The sequence below is a fragment of the Pseudocitrobacter vendiensis genome (genome assembly GCF_943590815.1).
Classification (GTDB): domain Bacteria; phylum Pseudomonadota; class Gammaproteobacteria; order Enterobacterales; family Enterobacteriaceae; genus Pseudocitrobacter; species Pseudocitrobacter vendiensis.
Map to the genome: position 1 here is coordinate 85,660 of NZ_CALSBS010000005.1, position 18,039 is coordinate 103,698.

17 protein-coding genes are annotated in these 18,039 nt (G+C 53.4%); 3 read left to right on the forward strand and 14 right to left on the reverse strand.

Going from position 1 to position 18,039, the window contains the following annotated elements; translation table 11 throughout:
* Positions 1-65: 65 nt before the first annotated feature.
* The 14 genes from cpsB to NMC31_RS07825 all read right to left on the reverse strand — a co-directional run bounded on the left by cpsB (position 66) and on the right by NMC31_RS07825 (position 14,402).
* The gene (cpsB, locus tag NMC31_RS07760) at positions 66-1,502 is read right to left on the reverse strand and encodes a mannose-1-phosphate guanyltransferase (protein ID WP_149462373.1); all 1,437 of its coding nucleotides are present in this window, start codon (positions 1,500-1,502) and stop codon (positions 66-68) included.
* A gap of 3 nt (positions 1,503-1,505) precedes the next feature.
* On the reverse strand, positions 1,506-2,729 hold the full coding sequence (gene wcaI, locus NMC31_RS07765; RefSeq protein ID WP_253897513.1) for a colanic acid biosynthesis fucosyltransferase WcaI: 1,224 nt from the start codon (positions 2,727-2,729) through the stop codon (positions 1,506-1,508).
* Positions 2,730-2,788: 59 nt separating this feature from the next.
* Positions 2,789-3,328 (reverse strand): GDP-mannose mannosyl hydrolase, encoded by a 540-nt coding sequence (locus tag NMC31_RS07770; RefSeq protein WP_253897514.1) that lies wholly within the window; start codon positions 3,326-3,328, stop codon positions 2,789-2,791.
* Between the two features lie 3 nt (positions 3,329-3,331).
* Positions 3,332-4,297 carry a GDP-L-fucose synthase gene (fcl, locus tag NMC31_RS07775; RefSeq protein ID WP_253897515.1) on the reverse strand — a complete coding sequence of 322 codons (966 nt, stop codon included), beginning with the start codon at positions 4,295-4,297 and terminating at the stop codon, positions 3,332-3,334.
* Positions 4,298-4,299: 2 nt separating this feature from the next.
* Positions 4,300-5,421: a GDP-mannose 4,6-dehydratase gene (gene gmd, locus NMC31_RS07780; RefSeq protein ID WP_253897516.1), complete on the reverse strand. Its 1,122-nt coding sequence runs from the start codon at positions 5,419-5,421 to the stop codon at positions 4,300-4,302.
* Positions 5,422-5,448: 27 nt separating this feature from the next.
* Positions 5,449-5,997: a colanic acid biosynthesis acetyltransferase WcaF gene (wcaF, locus tag NMC31_RS07785; protein WP_149462377.1), complete on the reverse strand. Its 549-nt coding sequence runs from the start codon at positions 5,995-5,997 to the stop codon at positions 5,449-5,451.
* 15 nt (positions 5,998-6,012) lie between these two features.
* Positions 6,013-6,759, reverse strand: a complete 747-nt coding sequence (gene wcaE, locus NMC31_RS07790) for a colanic acid biosynthesis glycosyltransferase WcaE (RefSeq protein ID WP_108473745.1) — start codon at positions 6,757-6,759, stop codon at positions 6,013-6,015.
* A 13-nt stretch (positions 6,760-6,772) separates the two neighbouring features.
* The gene (gene wcaD, locus NMC31_RS07795; RefSeq protein ID WP_253897517.1) at positions 6,773-7,996 is read right to left on the reverse strand and encodes a colanic acid polymerase WcaD; all 1,224 of its coding nucleotides are present in this window, start codon (positions 7,994-7,996) and stop codon (positions 6,773-6,775) included.
* Complete coding sequence (gene wcaC, locus NMC31_RS07800; RefSeq protein WP_253897518.1) at positions 7,971-9,188, reverse strand: colanic acid biosynthesis glycosyltransferase WcaC; 1,218 nt, start codon at positions 9,186-9,188, stop codon at positions 7,971-7,973. The genes wcaD and wcaC overlap by 26 nt, the downstream gene beginning before the upstream one ends.
* On the reverse strand, positions 9,185-9,673 hold the full coding sequence (gene wcaB / locus NMC31_RS07805; protein ID WP_149462381.1) for a colanic acid biosynthesis acetyltransferase WcaB: 489 nt from the start codon (positions 9,671-9,673) through the stop codon (positions 9,185-9,187). Before wcaB ends, wcaC begins: the two co-directional genes overlap by 4 nt.
* A 2-nt stretch (positions 9,674-9,675) precedes the next feature.
* A complete protein-coding gene (wcaA, locus tag NMC31_RS07810) occupies positions 9,676-10,518 on the reverse strand; it encodes a colanic acid biosynthesis glycosyltransferase WcaA (protein ID WP_253897519.1) in 843 nt (280 codons plus the stop codon).
* Positions 10,519-10,653: 135 nt separating this feature from the next.
* Positions 10,654-12,816 carry a tyrosine-protein kinase Wzc gene (gene wzc / locus NMC31_RS07815; protein WP_253897520.1) on the reverse strand — a complete coding sequence of 721 codons (2,163 nt, stop codon included), beginning with the start codon at positions 12,814-12,816 and terminating at the stop codon, positions 10,654-10,656.
* 2 nt (positions 12,817-12,818) lie between these two features.
* Entirely contained in the window at positions 12,819-13,262 is a 444-nt protein-coding gene (gene wzb, locus NMC31_RS07820; RefSeq protein WP_149462384.1) for a low molecular weight protein-tyrosine-phosphatase Wzb, read from the reverse strand.
* A gap of 6 nt (positions 13,263-13,268) precedes the next feature.
* A complete protein-coding gene (locus NMC31_RS07825; protein WP_253897521.1) occupies positions 13,269-14,402 on the reverse strand; it encodes a polysaccharide export protein in 1,134 nt (377 codons plus the stop codon).
* 672 nt (positions 14,403-15,074) lie between these two features.
* On the opposite strand from NMC31_RS07825, the gene NMC31_RS07830 reads away from it, so the two are divergent.
* The 3 genes from NMC31_RS07830 to cbpM all read left to right on the forward strand — a co-directional run bounded on the left by NMC31_RS07830 (position 15,075) and on the right by cbpM (position 18,034).
* Entirely contained in the window at positions 15,075-16,661 is a 1,587-nt protein-coding gene (locus NMC31_RS07830) for a TerC family protein (RefSeq protein ID WP_253897522.1), read from the forward strand.
* A gap of 162 nt (positions 16,662-16,823) precedes the next feature.
* A complete protein-coding gene (cbpA, locus tag NMC31_RS07835) occupies positions 16,824-17,741 on the forward strand; it encodes a curved DNA-binding protein (protein ID WP_253897523.1) in 918 nt (305 codons plus the stop codon).
* The gene (gene cbpM, locus NMC31_RS07840; protein ID WP_253897524.1) at positions 17,741-18,034 is read left to right on the forward strand and encodes a chaperone modulator CbpM; all 294 of its coding nucleotides are present in this window, start codon (positions 17,741-17,743) and stop codon (positions 18,032-18,034) included. Before cbpA ends, cbpM begins: the two co-directional genes overlap by 1 nt.
* The last annotated feature ends 5 nt before the right edge of the window (positions 18,035-18,039 follow it).

Genomic DNA, 18,039 nt, shown 5'->3' on the forward strand with positions numbered 1-18,039 from the left:
CGGTCATTATTTTCAGTATCGTGAGTTGCCGGATGTCGCTGCGCTTATCCGGCCATCAAATCGCACTACACGCGCCCGTAGCGGTCCGCGAAGCGCACCACATCATCCTCTTCCAGATAGGAACCGGAGCGGACTTCAATTAAATCGAGCGGGATCTTGCCGGGATTCTCAAGGCTGTGTGTCGCGCCGAGCGGAATATAGATGGATTCATTTTCACCCAGCAGCTTGATCTCATCGTTGATGGTGACTTTGGCGGTGCCCGCCACCACAATCCAGTGTTCTGCCCGGTGGTGATGCATTTGCAGTGAAAGCCCCTCGCCCGGTTTCACGGTGATCCGCTTCACCTGATAGCGATCGCCGGAGTCAATCGAGTCATATTTTCCCCACGGGCGATACACTTCGCGATGAATATGATGCTCATGACGACCATCGGCTTTAATCTGCTCGACGACTTTTTTGACATCCTGCACCGCGCTGCGATCGGCGATCAGAACCGCGTCTTTGGTTTGCACCACCACCAAATCCTTTACACCTACGGTCGTCACCAGGCCGGATTCGGCGTATACATAGCTGTTTTCGGTTTTGTGGCTGATCACGTCGCCGTGATGCACGTTGCCTTCCGGCGTGTGGTTGCTGATTTCCCACAGTGAGGACCAGGAACCCACGTCGCTCCAGCCCGCATCCATCGGCACCACGACCGCATCGGCGGTCTGTTCCATCACCGCGTAATCGACAGACTCTTCCGGACAGGCCAGAAACGCCGCTTCATCAACACGGATAAAATCGAGATCCGGGTCAGTGACGTTCATCGCCTTTTCGCACGCCTCGAGAATATCCGGGCGGTATTTTTTCAGCTCTTCAAGGAAGCGCCCGGCGCGGAACAGGAACATGCCGCTGTTCCAGTAATATTCGCCGCTGGAGACATACGCCTGGGCGGTATCAAGATCCGGCTTTTCGACAAACTGGGCAACATCGAAGGCCACCGCATCTTTTTCACCAGGGCTGATATCACCGCGGCGAATGTAACCGTAACCGGTTTCCGGCAGATCGGGCACGATACCAAACGTGACCAGCTTTCCGCTCTCTGCATACGGCGTCGCATTGCGCACCGCTTCCCGGAACGCGTCTTCATTCTGAATCACGTGGTCGGCTGCCAGCACCAGCATCAACGGATCGCAGCCGGTATCCCGACGCACTGCCGCCAGCGCGGCAAGGGCAATGGCAGGTGCGGTATTGCGACCAGCAGGTTCGAGAATAATGTTCTCGGTCAGTTTATTCATCTGGCGCAATTGCTCAGCCACGATAAAGCGGTGCTGCTCATTGCAGATAACTACCGGACTTTCACACTCCACGCCGTGCAGGCGGTTAATCGTCGCCTGCAACATGGTCAGCTCGCCTTTCAGACACAGGAACTGTTTGGGATAAAGCACTCGGGACAGCGGCCACAAACGGCTGCCGGAGCCACCGGCCATCACTACCGGAAAAAGTGTTGATTGACTCATTGTTTAACCCCGAATATCAGCTATAAATTGGCTCAGCACGTTCTCTTTTTCGAGCGTGCGTTCCGCGTAGGCCAGCGCCTGCGCATTGCGTTTCGGCATCAATAGTGCCTGTTCAATACCATCCATTAACGCCGAAACCGATTCCGGCTCGACGCAAACGGCGATCCCCGGCTCAGTCAGGCACAACTGCCCCAGCTCGGTTTCAGCTTCAGCGGTGATCACCGCATTACCGCCCACCGCCAGAATATTGGTCAGTTTGGATGGCAGTACCGCATCCGCCGCGCCGCGTTTTTGAATCACCAGATGGCAGTCGGCCATCGAGAGCAGTGCAGGCAGTGCGTCGTAAGATTGCAGCGGGAAGAAGCGGACATTATCCAGACCTCGTTCCAGCGCCAGTTTTTCCAGCCGCGCTTTGCCGCCGCCCTGGCCGACAATCACAAACAGCCACGGTTTGTCACGCAGCAAGGCAGCAGCTTCAATCACGCTTTCCAGCCCCTGCTTCTCGCCGATATTGCCGGAATAAAGAATCAGTTTGCGGTCGGCTGGCAAGCCAAGCTGCTCACGCAACACCGCCACGTGTGTACTGTTTACCTCGCGGAAGCGTTCCACTTCCGACCAGTTCGGGAAGAAAATCACCTTCTCTTCCGGCACGCCCTTCTCGCAGGCTTTATTCATCATTGAGCGCGAGATGGTCGAGACGTTATCCACGTTATGCAGGCCGCTGCGCTCAAAGGCACTGGCGAGCTTCGCCACTTTGCCCGGTTTACCCTTGCCCGCCATCCCCAGGCCAAGCATCGCGTCGACTTCATAATCCTGAATATGCAGTAAAGTGCGTGCGCCGGAGAGTTTGGCCAGCAGGCGCATCCCCGGTGTGCAAAACAGCGTGGGCACCACACCAATGATGCGATCCGGCTTCCAGCGGCGCTGGGCCAGCAGCGGGAAAAAGCTGCTGACGGCAAAGCTGGCCAGATGAATCAGGCGCTTCAGCGTGGAGGGCTGCTTAGGGACATACAGCGGGCAGCGCCAGACCGTCGCGGCGCCCTCTTCCCGGCGATAGCGCCAGGCGGAGTAGTGCTCGCCCACCTGCCACTGCGGGTAGTACGGCGGCGCGGTGATCACCCGGACGTCGTGCCCCTGACTTGCCATCCACTCGACCATTTCGCCAGTGTATTTGCCGATCCCGGTCAGCTCCGGAGAATAGTTAATGCCGTAGACCAGTATTTTCATACGCTTCATCCTTCAAGTTGCCTCTGCGTTGTCTGCGCTCATTCACCCCAGTCACGTACTTATGTACGCTCCTGGGGATTCACTCGCTTGCCGCCTTGATGCAACTCGAATGATTTTGTGTATAGCCCTGGCACCTCAGCCCGCTTCTCATCAAGGAAGTAGGCACGACTGTTGGCATGCACATTGTCCGTTGCCAGCAGCGCCGACGGCGTCAGCCAGCGGTAGTCGTTATGTTGCTCATCCGGGAGCGTCAGGTCGCTTGCTTCCACGCGCAGGCGGAAACCCAGCACGATGTAATGGGTAGAGAAATCCGCGCCGGAGAAGTTATCGTCATAGAAATGCTGCCAGACGCCGTAGAACTGGCCTGCCGATATCGGCAGGCTCAGACCCAGCTCCGCCTGCGTTAAGCGGACGAAAGCGTCAGCAAGCGTTTCATCTTTCTGCACACGACCGCCAGGAACAAACCAGAACCCCTGCGCCGGGCGGTTGGTGCGTTTGCCAAGCAGATATTCGCCCCGTGCGTTCTCCACAATCAAATCGATGGAGATAAGCGGCGTCGAACGCACTACGGTGGCAAAATCCTGCGTGCTCAGAAACATCGGTTACCCCCGAAAACGCTGCTGGTTTTGCAGAAACCACTGGTAAGTACTGGCAAGTCCTGCTTCCAGAGTGATTTCGTGATACCAGCCCAGCTGATGCAGGCGGGAAACGTCGAGCAGCTTGCGCGGCGTGCCATCCGGTTTCGACGCATCAAAAACCACGCGCCCCTTGAAGCCCACCACTTTCGCCAGCGTCTGCGCCAGTTCACGAATAGTGCAGTCGATACCGGTGCCGACGTTGATGTGCGAGAGCATCGGCTGGGTATTTTCCTGCCACACGTCGCGGTCCAGCTCCATCACGTGGATGCTGGCCGCCGCCATGTCGTCCACGTGGAGGAACTCACGCATCGGCGTGCCGCTGCCCCACACCACCACGTCAGGCGCATTCTGCTGGGCGGCATCATGAAAGCGACGCAGCAACGCGGGAATGACGTGCGAATTGCTTGGGTGGAAGTTATCGTTCGGCCCGTATAGGTTAGTCGGCATCACTGAACGATAGTCGCGGCCGTGCTGGCGGTTATAGGATTCACACAGCTTGATGCCGGCAATTTTGGCAATGGCATACGGCTCATTGGTCGCTTCCAGCGTGCCCTGCAACAGCTCGCTTTCAGCCATTGGCTGCTTCGCCAGTTTCGGATAAATGCAGGATGAGCCGAGGAACAGCAGCTTATTCACGTTATGCACATGTGCGGCGTGAATGATGTTGCTTTCAATCATCATGTTTTCGTAGATGAAATCGGCGGGAAAGGTATTGTTCGCCACAATACCGCCCACTTTTGCTGCCGCCAGATAAACCTGGTCAATCTGCTCGGTGGCAAAGAATTCATTCACCGCACGACTATCAAGCAGGTTGAGCTCATCGCGAGTACGCAGAATCAGATCCACGTTTTCTCGTTGCTCAAGCTGGCGGACAATGGCAGAACCGACCATTCCCCGGTGGCCCGCCACAAAAATACGTTGTCTGGTCATACTCAGGACTCCAGCGCGATCGCCACATCGTAGCCGTGGGATTTGAGCAGAGAGTGTTTCTTCGCCGCTTCAAGGTCTTTGGCCACCATTTCAGAAACCATTTCCTGAAGAGTGGTTTCTGGTTTCCAGCCAAGAGTTTCGTGCGCTTTGGTCGGGTCACCCAGCAGGGTTTCCACCTCTGCAGGACGGAAATAGCGCGGATCAACGGCAATGATGATATCGCCTGGTTTCACGCCTGGCGCATCATGGCCGGTTACGGAAACCACAATGCCCTTCTCTTCCACACCGGTGCCCTCAAAACGCAGCTTAATACCCAGTTGCGCGGCGGCCATTTCGACGAACTGACGCACGGAGTACTGCACACCGGTGGCAATCACGAAATCTTCCGGCTTGTCCTGTTGCAGCATCATCCACTGCATTTTCACGTAGTCTTTCGCGTGGCCCCAGTCACGCAGGGAATCCATGTTGCCGAGGTACAGGCAGGACTCCAGGCCCTGAGCGATGTTGGCAATCGCGCGGGTAATTTTGCGGGTGACGAAGGTTTCGCCACGACGCGGGGATTCATGGTTGAACAGAATGCCGTTGCAGGCATACATGCCGTAGGATTCCCGGTAGTTGACGGTGATCCAGTAGGCGTACAGTTTCGCGACCGCATACGGGGAGCGCGGATAGAACGGCGTGGTCTCTTTCTGTGGAATTTCCTGTACCAGGCCATACAACTCAGAGGTGGACGCCTGATAGAAACGGGTTTTCTTTTCCAGACCGAGGAAGCGAATGGCTTCCAGCAGACGCAGGGTGCCCATGGCATCCACATCGGCGGTGTATTCCGGAGATTCAAACGAAACGGCTACGTGACTCATCGCGCCCAGGTTGTACACTTCGTCCGGCTGCACTTCTTGCAGGATACGGGTCAGGTTGGAGCTGTCGGTCAGGTCGCCGTAATGCAGATGGAATTTCGGGTTGCTGGTGTGCGGATCCTGGTAGATATGGTCAACGCGTTCCGTGTTAAAAGAGGAAGCGCGGCGCTTAATGCCATGCACTTCGTAGCCTTTTTCCAGCAGAAGCTCTGCCAGGTAAGAACCATCCTGACCGGTTACGCCGGTGATGAGAGCGACTTTTGACATGTTTTTATCCTCTGTACTTATCAGAAATTAATCAGTTTCAACGCGTTCGCGTATCACCACTGCGGGGTTGCCACGGCAAATCACGTTTGCCGGAAGCGATTTAAAAACGCTGCTTCGCGCACCAACGACGGTGCCGTCGCCAATTTCAATGCCGGGAGCGACAAACACATCCGTCGCCAGCCAGCATTTCTCGCCAATCACAATCGGTGTGGCGGTAATATCAAAATGTTGACTCTGAAAGTCATGACTTCCGGTACATAAATAACACTTCTGTGAAACCACCGAATTTGCGCCGATGGTAATATCGCCCAGCGTATATAACACGGCGTCGTCGCCGACCCAGGCATAATCACCGAGGGTTAATTTCCACGGATAGGTAATTTTCACCGACGGGCGAATCACTACGTTTTTTCCTATTTTCGCGCCAAACAGACGTAACAAAAATGCGCGCCAGCGGTAGAGTATTTGCGGTGACCAGGCAAATAAAGTGGATTGTACCGCCCACCATAATTGCACTTTAATGCCGCCCGCTCCGCGAAAACCCGTCGGAACAGAGAATCCCGATAAATCTTGCATAGTTTTTCCTTATATTCAGGATTTGTTATATAAGGCTTTTGTTTTGCCGGTAGTACGCAGGCGTAACAAATAAGACAATTCTGTCAGAAGCTTTGGCATACGTAATATTTCACGCTGTACATTTTTTGCATCCTGACACAACTGTAAATTATTGGTAGTTGATACGCCGCCCATGGAAAATTCTGACACCAGGCCTTTAATTCGTTTAAAGGCATAGCCTGCTTTATACATTTTGGCGGCCAGTGCATAATCAGATGAAACACGATATTGCATATCATACGGATTTTGTTTCAACCCCACGCAGGGGAAGAAGATAGCCTGATGACTGGCGGGCAGGCTGTGATAAATATACCAGCCGCTTTTCGCCCGACGGGTTAACTGCGTGCCATCACCAAAATCGAGCATCGCATCACCCAGATACATTGCATCATCTTTTTTATTACGCAGCTGACGCACAAATTGTGAGACGTCCTGATGAAACACATCGCCGGAATTCAGGAACAGGGCAAACTTGCCTTTGGCCATCGCGATGCCTTTGTTCATCGCATCGTACAGACCGTTATCCGGCTCGCTGACATAACGTAAGTTGTACTGCCCGTTGCGTTTTTCGAGAAACTCCGCCGTGCCGTCTGCCGACCCGCCGTCCACCACAATCCACTCAAACTGAATGCTCGGATCGTTCGCCAGATGCGCCAGTGAACGCCAGGTTTTGACGATGCCGTCATGGTTACGAAACGCGACGGTAATAACACTCAGCAGCATTGTTTTTTCCACCTTATCCGTTGTCTGCCATATTGAGCGCTTTACGCAAAATAAACGGACAGACAATTAAAAATGCATATTCCGGGCTAAATATTGAACCGGTAAAAAACAGCGATATCGGCGTAAAAAGAAACAACTGCACACGGAAATTGCGATTATTCCCAAAAGCGTTAATTGTCATCTTTCCGACATTAATCATGTACCATGCCGTCAATATCACTGCGAACCACGAAAAATAAATAATGAGCAGATACAAACCATTGTCTATTGTTTTTCCGACATCCGCACCGTTAAAGATTCCGAATGATGCCACATATTCGTAAAGAGATCCGAAACGCACAACCCCATCAATATGGGTCAGTGAATAACCGACCATTACCAGCGGACCAACAATACGGTAATAGGATGACGAGCCTTCCGTCCCCAAATCCCCAAGGCGTTCCGATATATACGGAAAAGCAAACACCAGGCCGACCAAAAATACGGCCAAAGAAATAATCGCTAACGGCAGTTTTTTCTTAATAGCCTCTTTGTTCAGATACTGGAAAGCCCACTCCAGTAAATAAAACAGGATAAACGTCATTACCCCGGAAAATGATCCTGAAAGAATAATCCCTGCCAGAATCATAGCATCTGCTTTAGGGGTTTTGATACCGAACTGTTTGATACAGAGCCAAATTGAGATTAACGCCAGAGCGAAGAATGCCGGCTCGAAATAAAGTGCGGTGGTACGCTTACCGCCGAACTTGATAAAATTCAGAACATAGCTGTTACTGTATATAAGATATTTCGAAATTGTCTCCATCAGGCTACTGCCTCCGGAGACAATAATTTGCAGCATCTCGACGGCTGCCAGCATGACGATGACGCCAATCACCATATAAAAGCCACGCAAAATTTTGCGGTGGTTATGCGGCGAGATAACCTTAAAGCGAATACTCCATACCATGCCGACAATAATCACAATGTAGACAAACAGCATCGTCGAGGTGACGTACTTGCTGGCATCGTAAGACTGGCCGAACAGATAGTTAAACAGCGTCAGCCCTGCCCCCGCGCCGAGTGCAATCATCAGTTTTTTCAGGTTAATCAGATCAACGTAGAGTAAAAGCAGCAGCGGCAGAAAAGTAACGATAGTTATCGGAAAGCTCTCACCAAGCTGGGCGATTTTAACGTTAACCAGCAAGTAGATTAACGGTAGCAGCAGATAGCTACAGATTCTGATAGAACGAGACATACTCCTCCAGCATCTGTTGGCCACTGTAGGCCTGACGGCTACGGGCGCTAAACTGCGTAAGCGTGGTCCCAAAAATAGCCTGAGCGATATCCACTTTCGACAGCTGCGCAAGACGCAGAACGTCGCTGTCATCGACCGTACGCCCACCTGATTTACTCAACACTTCCTGTGCGGCATCGCTGTGAGTCGCAATAACCGGCACGCCAATCGACAGCGCTTCGCACAGAATCAGCGGATAATTATCGACGCGAGAACTGAACAGCAGCGCATCCATACCGTTGAGTTTGCCCATCAGCTGGCGTTTATCGGTCAGGAAACCATGATTCACCACGTTATCCGCGTTGAACGGGGAGAATTTACCGAAGGTATGTACTTCCACTTTATCGCCGAGGGCAATCAGCGCCTGCACCAGTTGCTGATTGGTTTTTCCGTCGTAACGCAGGTCATGCGCTACCACGGCGATTTTTGGCCGCTGCGCATTTGCCACTTTGGGCTGAAGGTCGGCCAGAATGGTTTCCGTGGCCACATCAATTCCGTTGTTAATCACCAGACAGCGGCCTGCGCCGTAAAGGCTGTTGAAGGCATCGGCCACGTGATGGCTGGGCGAAATAAAGTTGCAGCCCAGCGCCAACATCTGGCGAAACAGCGCGCGTTTTTCATCGACCTGCTGATGGGCACGATCGACCTTCACCGGCGGGTAGTTACTGAGGGTCGGACACTGCGTGCAGTTGCTCTTCCAGCCTTCACAGCCGTCAAGAAACGCGCAGCGACCGGTGACGCTCCAGTGATCGTGCAGCGTCCAGACGAAAGTGACGTCAGGTTTATGTGCTTTCACCCGCTGGCAGAATTTCACGACCTCCGCCAGATTGAGCCAGTAACTGTGCAGCACATGAAAATGCAACACTACCGGTCCGGTTGTGCGCGTCACTGTGCGATACAGCCCGTTCAGATTTCCGAACAGGTCGCGGTTAAACAGACGAAACAGCGCCAGGTTCGCTATCGAAGTGGCACGCGCCGTATGCTTAATCACATTCGGATAACGGTCATGGCTTTCGCTTCTTTTGCCGCCTTTGCCATAGCCGTAGATAAACTGCGAGTTCATTCCCTGCTGTAGCGCGCGCTGATGGAGATCCAGCGCCACGCCTGCCGCGCCGCCCTCTGCCAGGCGAACGTTAAATTGCATAATATTCATTTCAGTACCTTCACCCGCGCTTTCTCACCCACCACCAACGCATGGTCGGGGATGTTATCCAGGACGACGCTGCCTGCACCGATGGTGACCTGATTACCAATCGTGATATCGCCGATAATCACCACGTTGGCTCCGAGTTCAACGCCGTTGCCGAGAACCGGACACGCCAGGCTGTTGGGGCCGCGATTACCGATGGTGACACCGTGACGGATGGTAAAATCATCGCCCGCCACCACGTTCTTATTGATGACTACGGCATAACCGTGGTGAATAGTGAAGCGGCGACCAATCGTCGCGGCGGCCTGAATTTCGTAGCCAAACAGACACTCGGTCACGAAGCGATAGAGCAACAACATTGGCGCGGCCCACAGATTGTTGAGCACATTTTTCTTGCGCCACACGGAGCAAAAATGGGCGATGCGATAGGCCATCACCATGCAGCATGGGCGCAGGCTCCAGCTATTGGCGCGTAAATCTTCCAGCATGATTATTTCCCCCGCAGTCCGTCGGCGAGGCGTTTGCCGTTGCGCACTGAAAACAGCGTTAATAGCGTGCGCCAGTTCATGCGTTTATTGCGGATCTGATACAGGGTGAAGAGCTGGTATTTCTTGCTCGCCCGATCAAATTTGTCTTTGTGTTTGCGGTAAAAATGGAAGTAGCCGGAAAACTTTTTCGGCGAATTGGTGATTTGCATCTCGCCGTGGTTGATGTGCAGAATCTGCGTCGCTTCTTCGATTTTCCACGGCTCGCCGTAGGCTACTACCATGCGCAGGAAGATGTCGTAATCCTGCGCCGCTTTCAGTTGCGTATCGAACAGGCACTCTTTGAAACGCCACGCCGAACTAAACACCTGATTGCCAACAATGTTGCGTTTATAGAACAACGTGCGGGAAAACGGCGATTTCGGATACAACGGCAGGCTCGCCGGCTGCGAGTAGACTTCGCCCTGGCAAAGATAGTCGTTGGCATAAAGAAACGCGTGGGTCACCAGTTGGTGCTTTTGTTCGAGAAACACCGACAAACGGTTTGGCGTCCATTCATCGTCATCATCAATACCGGTAATAAACTGGCCTTTCGCCTGCATAATCGCCTGGTTACGCACCGCACACGCGCCGGAATTAACGTCGTTATGGATGTAGTACAGGCGAGGATCATTCAGGTCGGTGACAAATTGCTGAAGCTGTTCGTATGATTCGGAGCAATCATCGACGATGATCATCTCCCAGTTCGGGTAATCCTGGCGCAGCACCGATTTGATGGCGCGGATAGCCAACTGCTGGCGATTCCAGGTCGGCATATAGATAGAGATCAATGGATTTTCTGTGGTCATGAGGATCCCCCGGAGAAGCAAAGTCATGGCATTTTCCCCCTCACCCCGGCCCTCTCCCTCAGGGAGAGGGAGAAAACCAGCACCGTACGATCCCCTCTCCCTGTGGGAGAGGGTTAGGGTGAGGGCAAACACACCTTATTTAGAATCAGATTTATATTCGTATTCGTAGTAGCCGTAATCCTGATAGCCCGTCGCGCGACGGAAGATGGAGTTCAGGATCACCCCTTTCACTTCAATGCCGTTTTGCTCGAAGCGGCTGAGGCTGGTTTCCACTTCTTTCAGGGTATTGACCGCGTAGCGCGCTACCATCAACGTGGTGCCCGCGTGGCGACCGACAATGGCGGCATCGGTGACCGCCAGGATTGGCGGCGTATCGATAAGGATCAGATCATAGTTGGCGCTGGCCCAGCTCATCAGTTCGCTGAATCGCTCGCTCATCAGCAACTCCGACGGATTAGGCGGTACCTGACCGCGCGGTACCAGATCGAAGTTGTTAATCGAAGTGCGCTTCGCGCAGGACGCAATATCGGCTTTCCCGACCAGCACTTCTGACAGACCGTTATCGTTGCTGGTCCCCAGCAGTTCGTGGGTATAGCCTTTACGCATATCACAGTCGATCATCAGCACGCGCTTGCCGGTCTGGCTTATCACCGCCGCGAGGTTGGCGCAGACAAAGGTTTTACCAATAGACGGGCTGACGCCGGTCATCATCAGCACCTTGTTACCCGCCTGCATCATCGCAAAGTGCAGGCTGGTTCGCAGGCTGCGCACTGCTTCAATCGCCAGATCCGTTGGGTTACCGACCGCCAGCAGCTGGCTCTGTTTATAGCGTTTAACGCCTTTCACCGTTTTCACGCTGTCACGTGCTTTCTGCCACTCCGACAGCGGAATGCTGGCATAAACATTAATACCATGCTCTTCCAGCACCTGCGGGCTTTCGATACCACGGTTAAACAGTGAGCGCAGCAGCACGCCAACGATAGAGAGCATCAGGCCGAGGATCAGACTGCCGAGAATAATCAGCGCTTTCTTCGGCTTCACGACGCCCGGTTGTGCAATCGCCGGGTCGACAATACGCACATCACCCACGGTACTGGCTTCGGTGATTTTCAGCTCCTGCTGTTTATTCAGCAGCTGCATATACACCTGTTGCCCGGATTCCACATCACGCGTTAAACGCACAATTTCCTGCTGCGTTTTGGGCATCGCGGTCACCCGTTTCGACAGGCGTGCTTTCTCTTCTTCCAGCGCCCGACGTTTTTCCAGCAACGTGCGATACGCAGGGTGAATGCGGGTGTAGAGCTTAGAGATTTCCGCTTCTTTAAAGGTCAGTTCATTGAGCTGTGCGTCAATGTTAACCATCGAGTCCAGCACGGATTTCGCTTCCAGCGGCAGGTCGACGGAGTCTTTCTGCTGGCGATAGGCATTAAGGTTGTTTTCCGCAACATCCAGATTATGGCGCACCACCGGCAGCTGTTTATCGAGGAAGGCGAGGCTTTTCGCCGCTTCTTCGGATTTGCGCGCCACGTTCTGTTCGAGGTAATTACGCGCAATGCTATCGAGGATCTTGCGGATCTGCTCTTTATCTTCGCCGGTAATGCTGAGGGTCAGCACGCCGGAATCTTTACCATCTTCCGTGACGCTCAGGCTGTTTTGCAGCGAATTAATCATGCCGAGCGTGGAGAATCGCGTCAGGGTAAACGATGCGCCTTCATGGGCGGCAATTGCCGTCACCAACAGTGACACGCCGCCTTTCTCCAGCGGTTTGCCTACTTCGCCCTGGGCGCTGAAGCCATCATCATTGCTCAGTTGATAGCGCGTCGGGCTCAGCACTTCCAGCGTAAAGGTGCTTGCCGCCATCGACTGCGGGCGATTAAAAGTGCTGACTTTAACCGTTTCATTTTTGCGCCCCATCAAGCGATCCCACCCTGCGCCAATCAGCGGGAAGGTGTTTTTCTCAACCGAAATATCGAGGTCAAGGTCGTCAACAGTTTTGCCCAGCACCAGACGCGAGGTGATCATTCTGATCTCCGCGTCAGACGCGGGCGGCTTATTGCTCAGAGCGCTGCTGATATCCTGCACCAGCGCGCTGCCCTGATTTTGTTCAATGCGCACCAGCGCATCGGCGCTGTAAATCGGCGTGGCAAAAAGGGTGTAGATAATGCCGACCAGCGTGAACACGCCGGTAATACCCAGCACCCACCATTTTGCTTCGATGACCGTGCCCACCAGGCGACCAATATCAATTTCATCACTGCCCGTGGTCTGCGGGGCTATCTGTTTTACTTTTTCTGTCATTGTTATCCCTGCTGAGCTTTCAGTGCCTGCGCCCACTGTTGAGCAGACCTGTCGAGTAACTGATATACCGCTTCAAAGGCTTCACGGCTTTTGCGATAGGGATCGGGAATGTCGCGTTCATCATCCCAGTGCCCAAACAGCATTACCTTGCCGCGCATTTCCGGCGCGATGTCATGCAGTTTCGAGATGTGGCGGCGTTCCATTGCCAGAATCAGGTCATACTCCCGGCACATCGCGCCGGAAATTTGGCGGGCGCAATGCCCGTCAAGAGAGAGTTGATGGTCTGCTGCCACGCTCACCGCGCTGGCATCTGCCCCCTTCCCCACCAGCGCGCCTAAACCTGCGGACGCAATGGTTACCGACGGCAAATGGCTTTTCAGCAGACGCTCCCCCGTAGGGGAACGACAAATGTTCCCCACGCATACCACGAGAATTTTGTTAAACATGTCGGCTTACCACGTATGAACATCTTTTGCCGTGTCCGTCATGTAGCGAACGCCACTGATGGTCGGCAACAGTTGGTTAATCAAACGGTTCCAGCGGGTAACCGGCGCGGTAGTGACGTAAACAACGTCATACGGTTGCAGCACGAAGTTGGTCGCCATCACCAGCGAAGTGGCATCGGACATATCCAACTGGTACACGTTCGCCATCTTGCCGTTGTTGCCCTCTTTGGTTGGGCGGATCACGAAGATACCGCTGGCGTTCGAGGAGGTGAGATCCAACCCTTCCGCCTGGCCCAGCGCTTCGGTCAGCGTCATGCCGCTGAAGTCCATTTTGAGGGTGCTCTGTTTCTTCACTTCACCCATCACGAACACTTTCAGGTCATCGTTGCGTGGCACAAACAATATGTCGCCCGGATACAGCAGTCGGTTCTGTTTCAGGTCGCCGTTCTGCATCAGCGCCTGAATGGAGATGCGCTCTTCACGCCCGTTATGCGTCAGCACCACGTTGCGCCAGTCGGCCATGTCGGTCAGGCCGCCTGCGGCGTTAATGGCATCCAGAACGGTCAGCGGCACGTTAGTAATCGCCTGCTGCCCCGATTTATTCACCTGCCCGGACACATACGCTTTCTGCGAGCGGAACGCGGCGACGTTCACATCAACTTGTGGGTCGGTGATGTAAGCGGCCAGGCGTTGGCTGACAACCTGGCGGATTTCCGAGAGGGTTTTGCCTTTCACCTCAACTTTACCGATGTAAGGGTAAAAAATGGTGCCGTCAGGCTGCACCCAGTTCCCGGTGTCGCTGGAGCTGCGGTACTGGCCTGCCGGGGTGGTGAGTTCCGGGTGATCCCAGACGGTGACGTTCAGCACGTCACCCGGCCCCACGCGATACTGATAATTGCTTAACTCCTGATCCAGCGAGGTATTTGGCTGTGCGACATTGGGTCGTGGGCGCAATTGTTCAATCAGTCGCGGGGTCAGCGGATAAACATTCACCATCTTGTCGATGTCAAAATCAGCGTCTTGCTGTTTAATGACATCTTTCCCGTAGGTAGACATATTGCTGCCAGGAAAGACAGTGCAACCATTCATAAAGGTTACCGACACCAATAATGGCATCAATTTTAGTTTGGATTTCATCATTGATTATTTATCACTTTGGCAGAGAAATTATCCTGTGCGAATTAAATAAACCCGAACATCTCTATTACCTGAGCATTCAGAATGCATTTAATCGTGCGTGAATATAAATGGCATATATCCTAAAAAAGATTGTATTCATCCGCAGGCTATTGACAGAATAATCGAGGCTGATTATCTCGCCTTCAGGCACGCTACCGCCCTTGGCTTTAAGCTACCAAATCACCTAAAATTCAGAATGTTAGAAATAAGTCTACATTTTCGACATTGAATAAAGATTATTCCTGGCATTAAACTTTTCGGCGCATAAATATCTGCCGGATACGTTCCCATGCCTTTTAACATTCAATGCCGGAAGAATTGTTACAGCAATGCAAACAGCAGGCAAGGTAACGACGGCTTAAAAATAGTTTTTAAGAATAATATTAAGCACCACAAAAACGTTTTTTTAGGATTTTATTTATATTGACATAAAAGAATTATCATAAATGTCGGTATGTTATTTCAGCAAGTATTGGCACTCGCTATAATAAACAAGAGAAAACATAAGGTTTAATTATCCACGACCTGGCATTTTTCGTCAGACAAATCTCAGGGAAACATTGCAATTTGCCCCGGCTTTATCCATGATCGAAGTGTGACAAATGTCATATGACTTAAGGTATTAAACAACGTATGGAATGGATTGCCGATCCCTCAATCTGGGCGGGTCTTATCACGCTTGTGGTCATCGAGCTCGTTCTCGGGATTGATAACCTGGTGTTTATCGCCATCCTGGCAGAAAAACTGCCTCCGGCGCAGCGCGACCGCGCACGCGTCACCGGCCTGATTCTGGCAATGCTGATGCGTCTGGTGCTGCTGGCCTCGATTTCCTGGCTGGTTACGCTCACTAAACCGCTTTTTGTGTTCCGCGATTTAAGCTTCAGCGCGCGTGACCTCATTATGCTCTTCGGCGGCCTCTTCCTTCTCTTTAAAGCCACCGTCGAACTCAATGAACGGCTGGAAGGTAAAGACAGCGATAACCCCACCCAGCGGCGCGGCGCGCGTTTCTGGGGCGTCGTCGCCCAAATTGTGGTGCTGGACGCGGTCTTCTCGCTCGACTCGGTGATCACGGCGGTCGGAATGGTTGACCATCTGGCGGTCATGATGGCGGCGGTGATTATTGCCATCAGCCTGATGCTGCTCGCCAGTAAAGCTCTCACGCGCTTTGTGAACAGCCACCCGACTATCGTTATTCTTTGTCTCAGCTTCCTGCTCATGATTGGTTTCAGCCTGGTCGCAGAAGGCTTTGGCTTTGCCATTCCGAAAGGCTATCTGTACGCGGCGATTGGCTTCTCGGTGATGATTGAGGCGCTGAACCAGTTGGCCATCTTCAACCGTCGTCGCTTCCTGACAGCAAACCTGACGATGCGCCAGCGCACGACCGAAACGGTGATGCGCCTGCTGAGTGGGCGAAAAGAGGACGCCGAGCTGGATGCCGATAGCGCATCCATGATTGCCGACCATCGGGACGATCCTATCTTCGAGCCGCAGGAACGGATGATGATTGAGCGCGTGCTCAACCTCAACCAACGTACCGTCAGCAGTATTATGACCTCGCGCCACGATATTGAGCATATCGATCTCAGCGCCCCGGAAAGCGAAATCCGCGCGCTGCTGGAGAAAAACCAGCACACGCGTCTGGTTATCACCGGCGGCGATGATGAAGAAGAGCTGTTAGGCGTGGTACACGTGATTGATCTGCTGCAACAGTCCCTGCGCAATGAGCCGCTGGACCTGCGCGCGCTTATCCGCCAGCCGCTGGTCTTCCCGGAAACGCTGCCGCTGCTCTCCGCACTGGAACAGTTCCGTAACGCCCGTACCCACTTCGCTTTCGTAGTCGATGAATTTGGTTCGGTGGAAGGTATTGTGACGCTCAGTGACGTCATGGAGACCATCGCCGGCAACCTGCCGAACGAAGTGGAAGAGATTGACGCCCGCCACGATATTCAGCGCAATCCGGACGGTACCTGGACTGCGAACGGGCATATGCCACTGGAAGATCTGGTGCAGTACATTCCACTGCCGCTGGACGACAAACGTGAGTATCACACCATTGCCGGGCTGCTGATGGAACATTTGCAACGCGTACCGACAGCGGGAGAAGAGGTGCAAATTGGCCCCTTCACGCTGAAAACGTTGCAGGTTGAAAGCCACCGCGTGCAAAAGGTCCAGATTATCCCACCGCCGCAGGAAGAGGATGAACTGAACTTCGAGGTGTAATGCACATAAGGGCTGATTATTAATCAGCCCTTTTACCTTCTTGTCTTCTATCAATTTTCCCGCACATTTCTTCTGCCCTACCGCGCACATTTGCCCTACGCTTATACACGAGCCCTTTTTCAGGTGGGCCATGACCACCGCATTCATTAATGAGATAACATTATGGAATTAAAGGATTATTATGCGATTCTGGGGGTTAAACCAACGGACGATCTGAAGACCATCAAGACCGCCTACCGCCGTCTGGCGCGCAAATATCACCCCGATGTCAGTAAAGAAAACGATGCCGAAGCCCGCTTTAAAGATCTCGCCGAAGCCTGGGAAGTGTTGAAAGACGAGCAGAAGCGCACCGAATATGACGAGCTCTGGGCGCATCGTAACGATCCGCAGTTTGGCCGCCAGCAGCAGGGCCACGAGCAGAGCTACAATCAACAGGATTTTGACGATATTTTCTCTTCGATGTTTGGTCAGCAGGCGCATCACGCCCGCCGCCAGCGCGCGTCGCGCGGCCAGGATCTGGAAATTGAAGTGGCGGTGTTCCTCGAAGAGACGCTGGCCGAGCAGCAGCGTACTATCAGCTATAAAGTGCCGGTGTATAACGTCTTCGGCATGGTTGAGCAGGAACTGCCGAAAACGCTGAATGTGAAAATCCCTGCGGGGGTCAGCGACGGGCAACGTATTCGCCTCAAAGGCCAGGGCACGCCGGGCGAAAATGGCGGGCCAAACGGCGACCTGTGGATGATTATTCACATCGCGCCGCATCCGCTGTTTGATATCGTCGGCCATAATCTGGAGATCGTACTCCCGCTGGCACCATGGGAAGCTGCGCTGGGTACCAAAGTTGAAGTACCTACGCTAAAAGAGAGCATTCTGCTGACCATTCCACCCGGCAGTCAGGCCGGACAACGGCTACGCATTAAGGGCAAAGGGCTGGTCAGTAAAACCGTCACCGGCGATCTGTTTGCGGTGATTAAAATTGTAATGCCGCCGAAACCGGATGAGAAAACGCGCACGCTGTGGCAACAACTGGCTGAGAGTCAGGTCAGCTTCGACCCGCGTAAAACATGGGGGAAAGCATAATGACGACCGTTACCGTAACCTTAACCGTCACTGAATTTTGTCTGCGCACGGGAGTGTCAACCGAAGAGCTGGATGAAATTGTCGGGCTGGGGATGATTGAACCGCGCGTTTCGCAAGCACAGGAGTGGCTGTTTGATGACCATGCAGCGGTGGTGGTACATCGCGCCGTGCGCCTGCGTCATGAGCTGGAACTCGACTGGCCTGGCATCGCCGTGGCGTTGACGCTGCTGGATGAGAATGCGCGGCTGGCGCGGGAAAATGAATTGCTGAGACAAAGGCTGGAGCGATGGTAGAACTC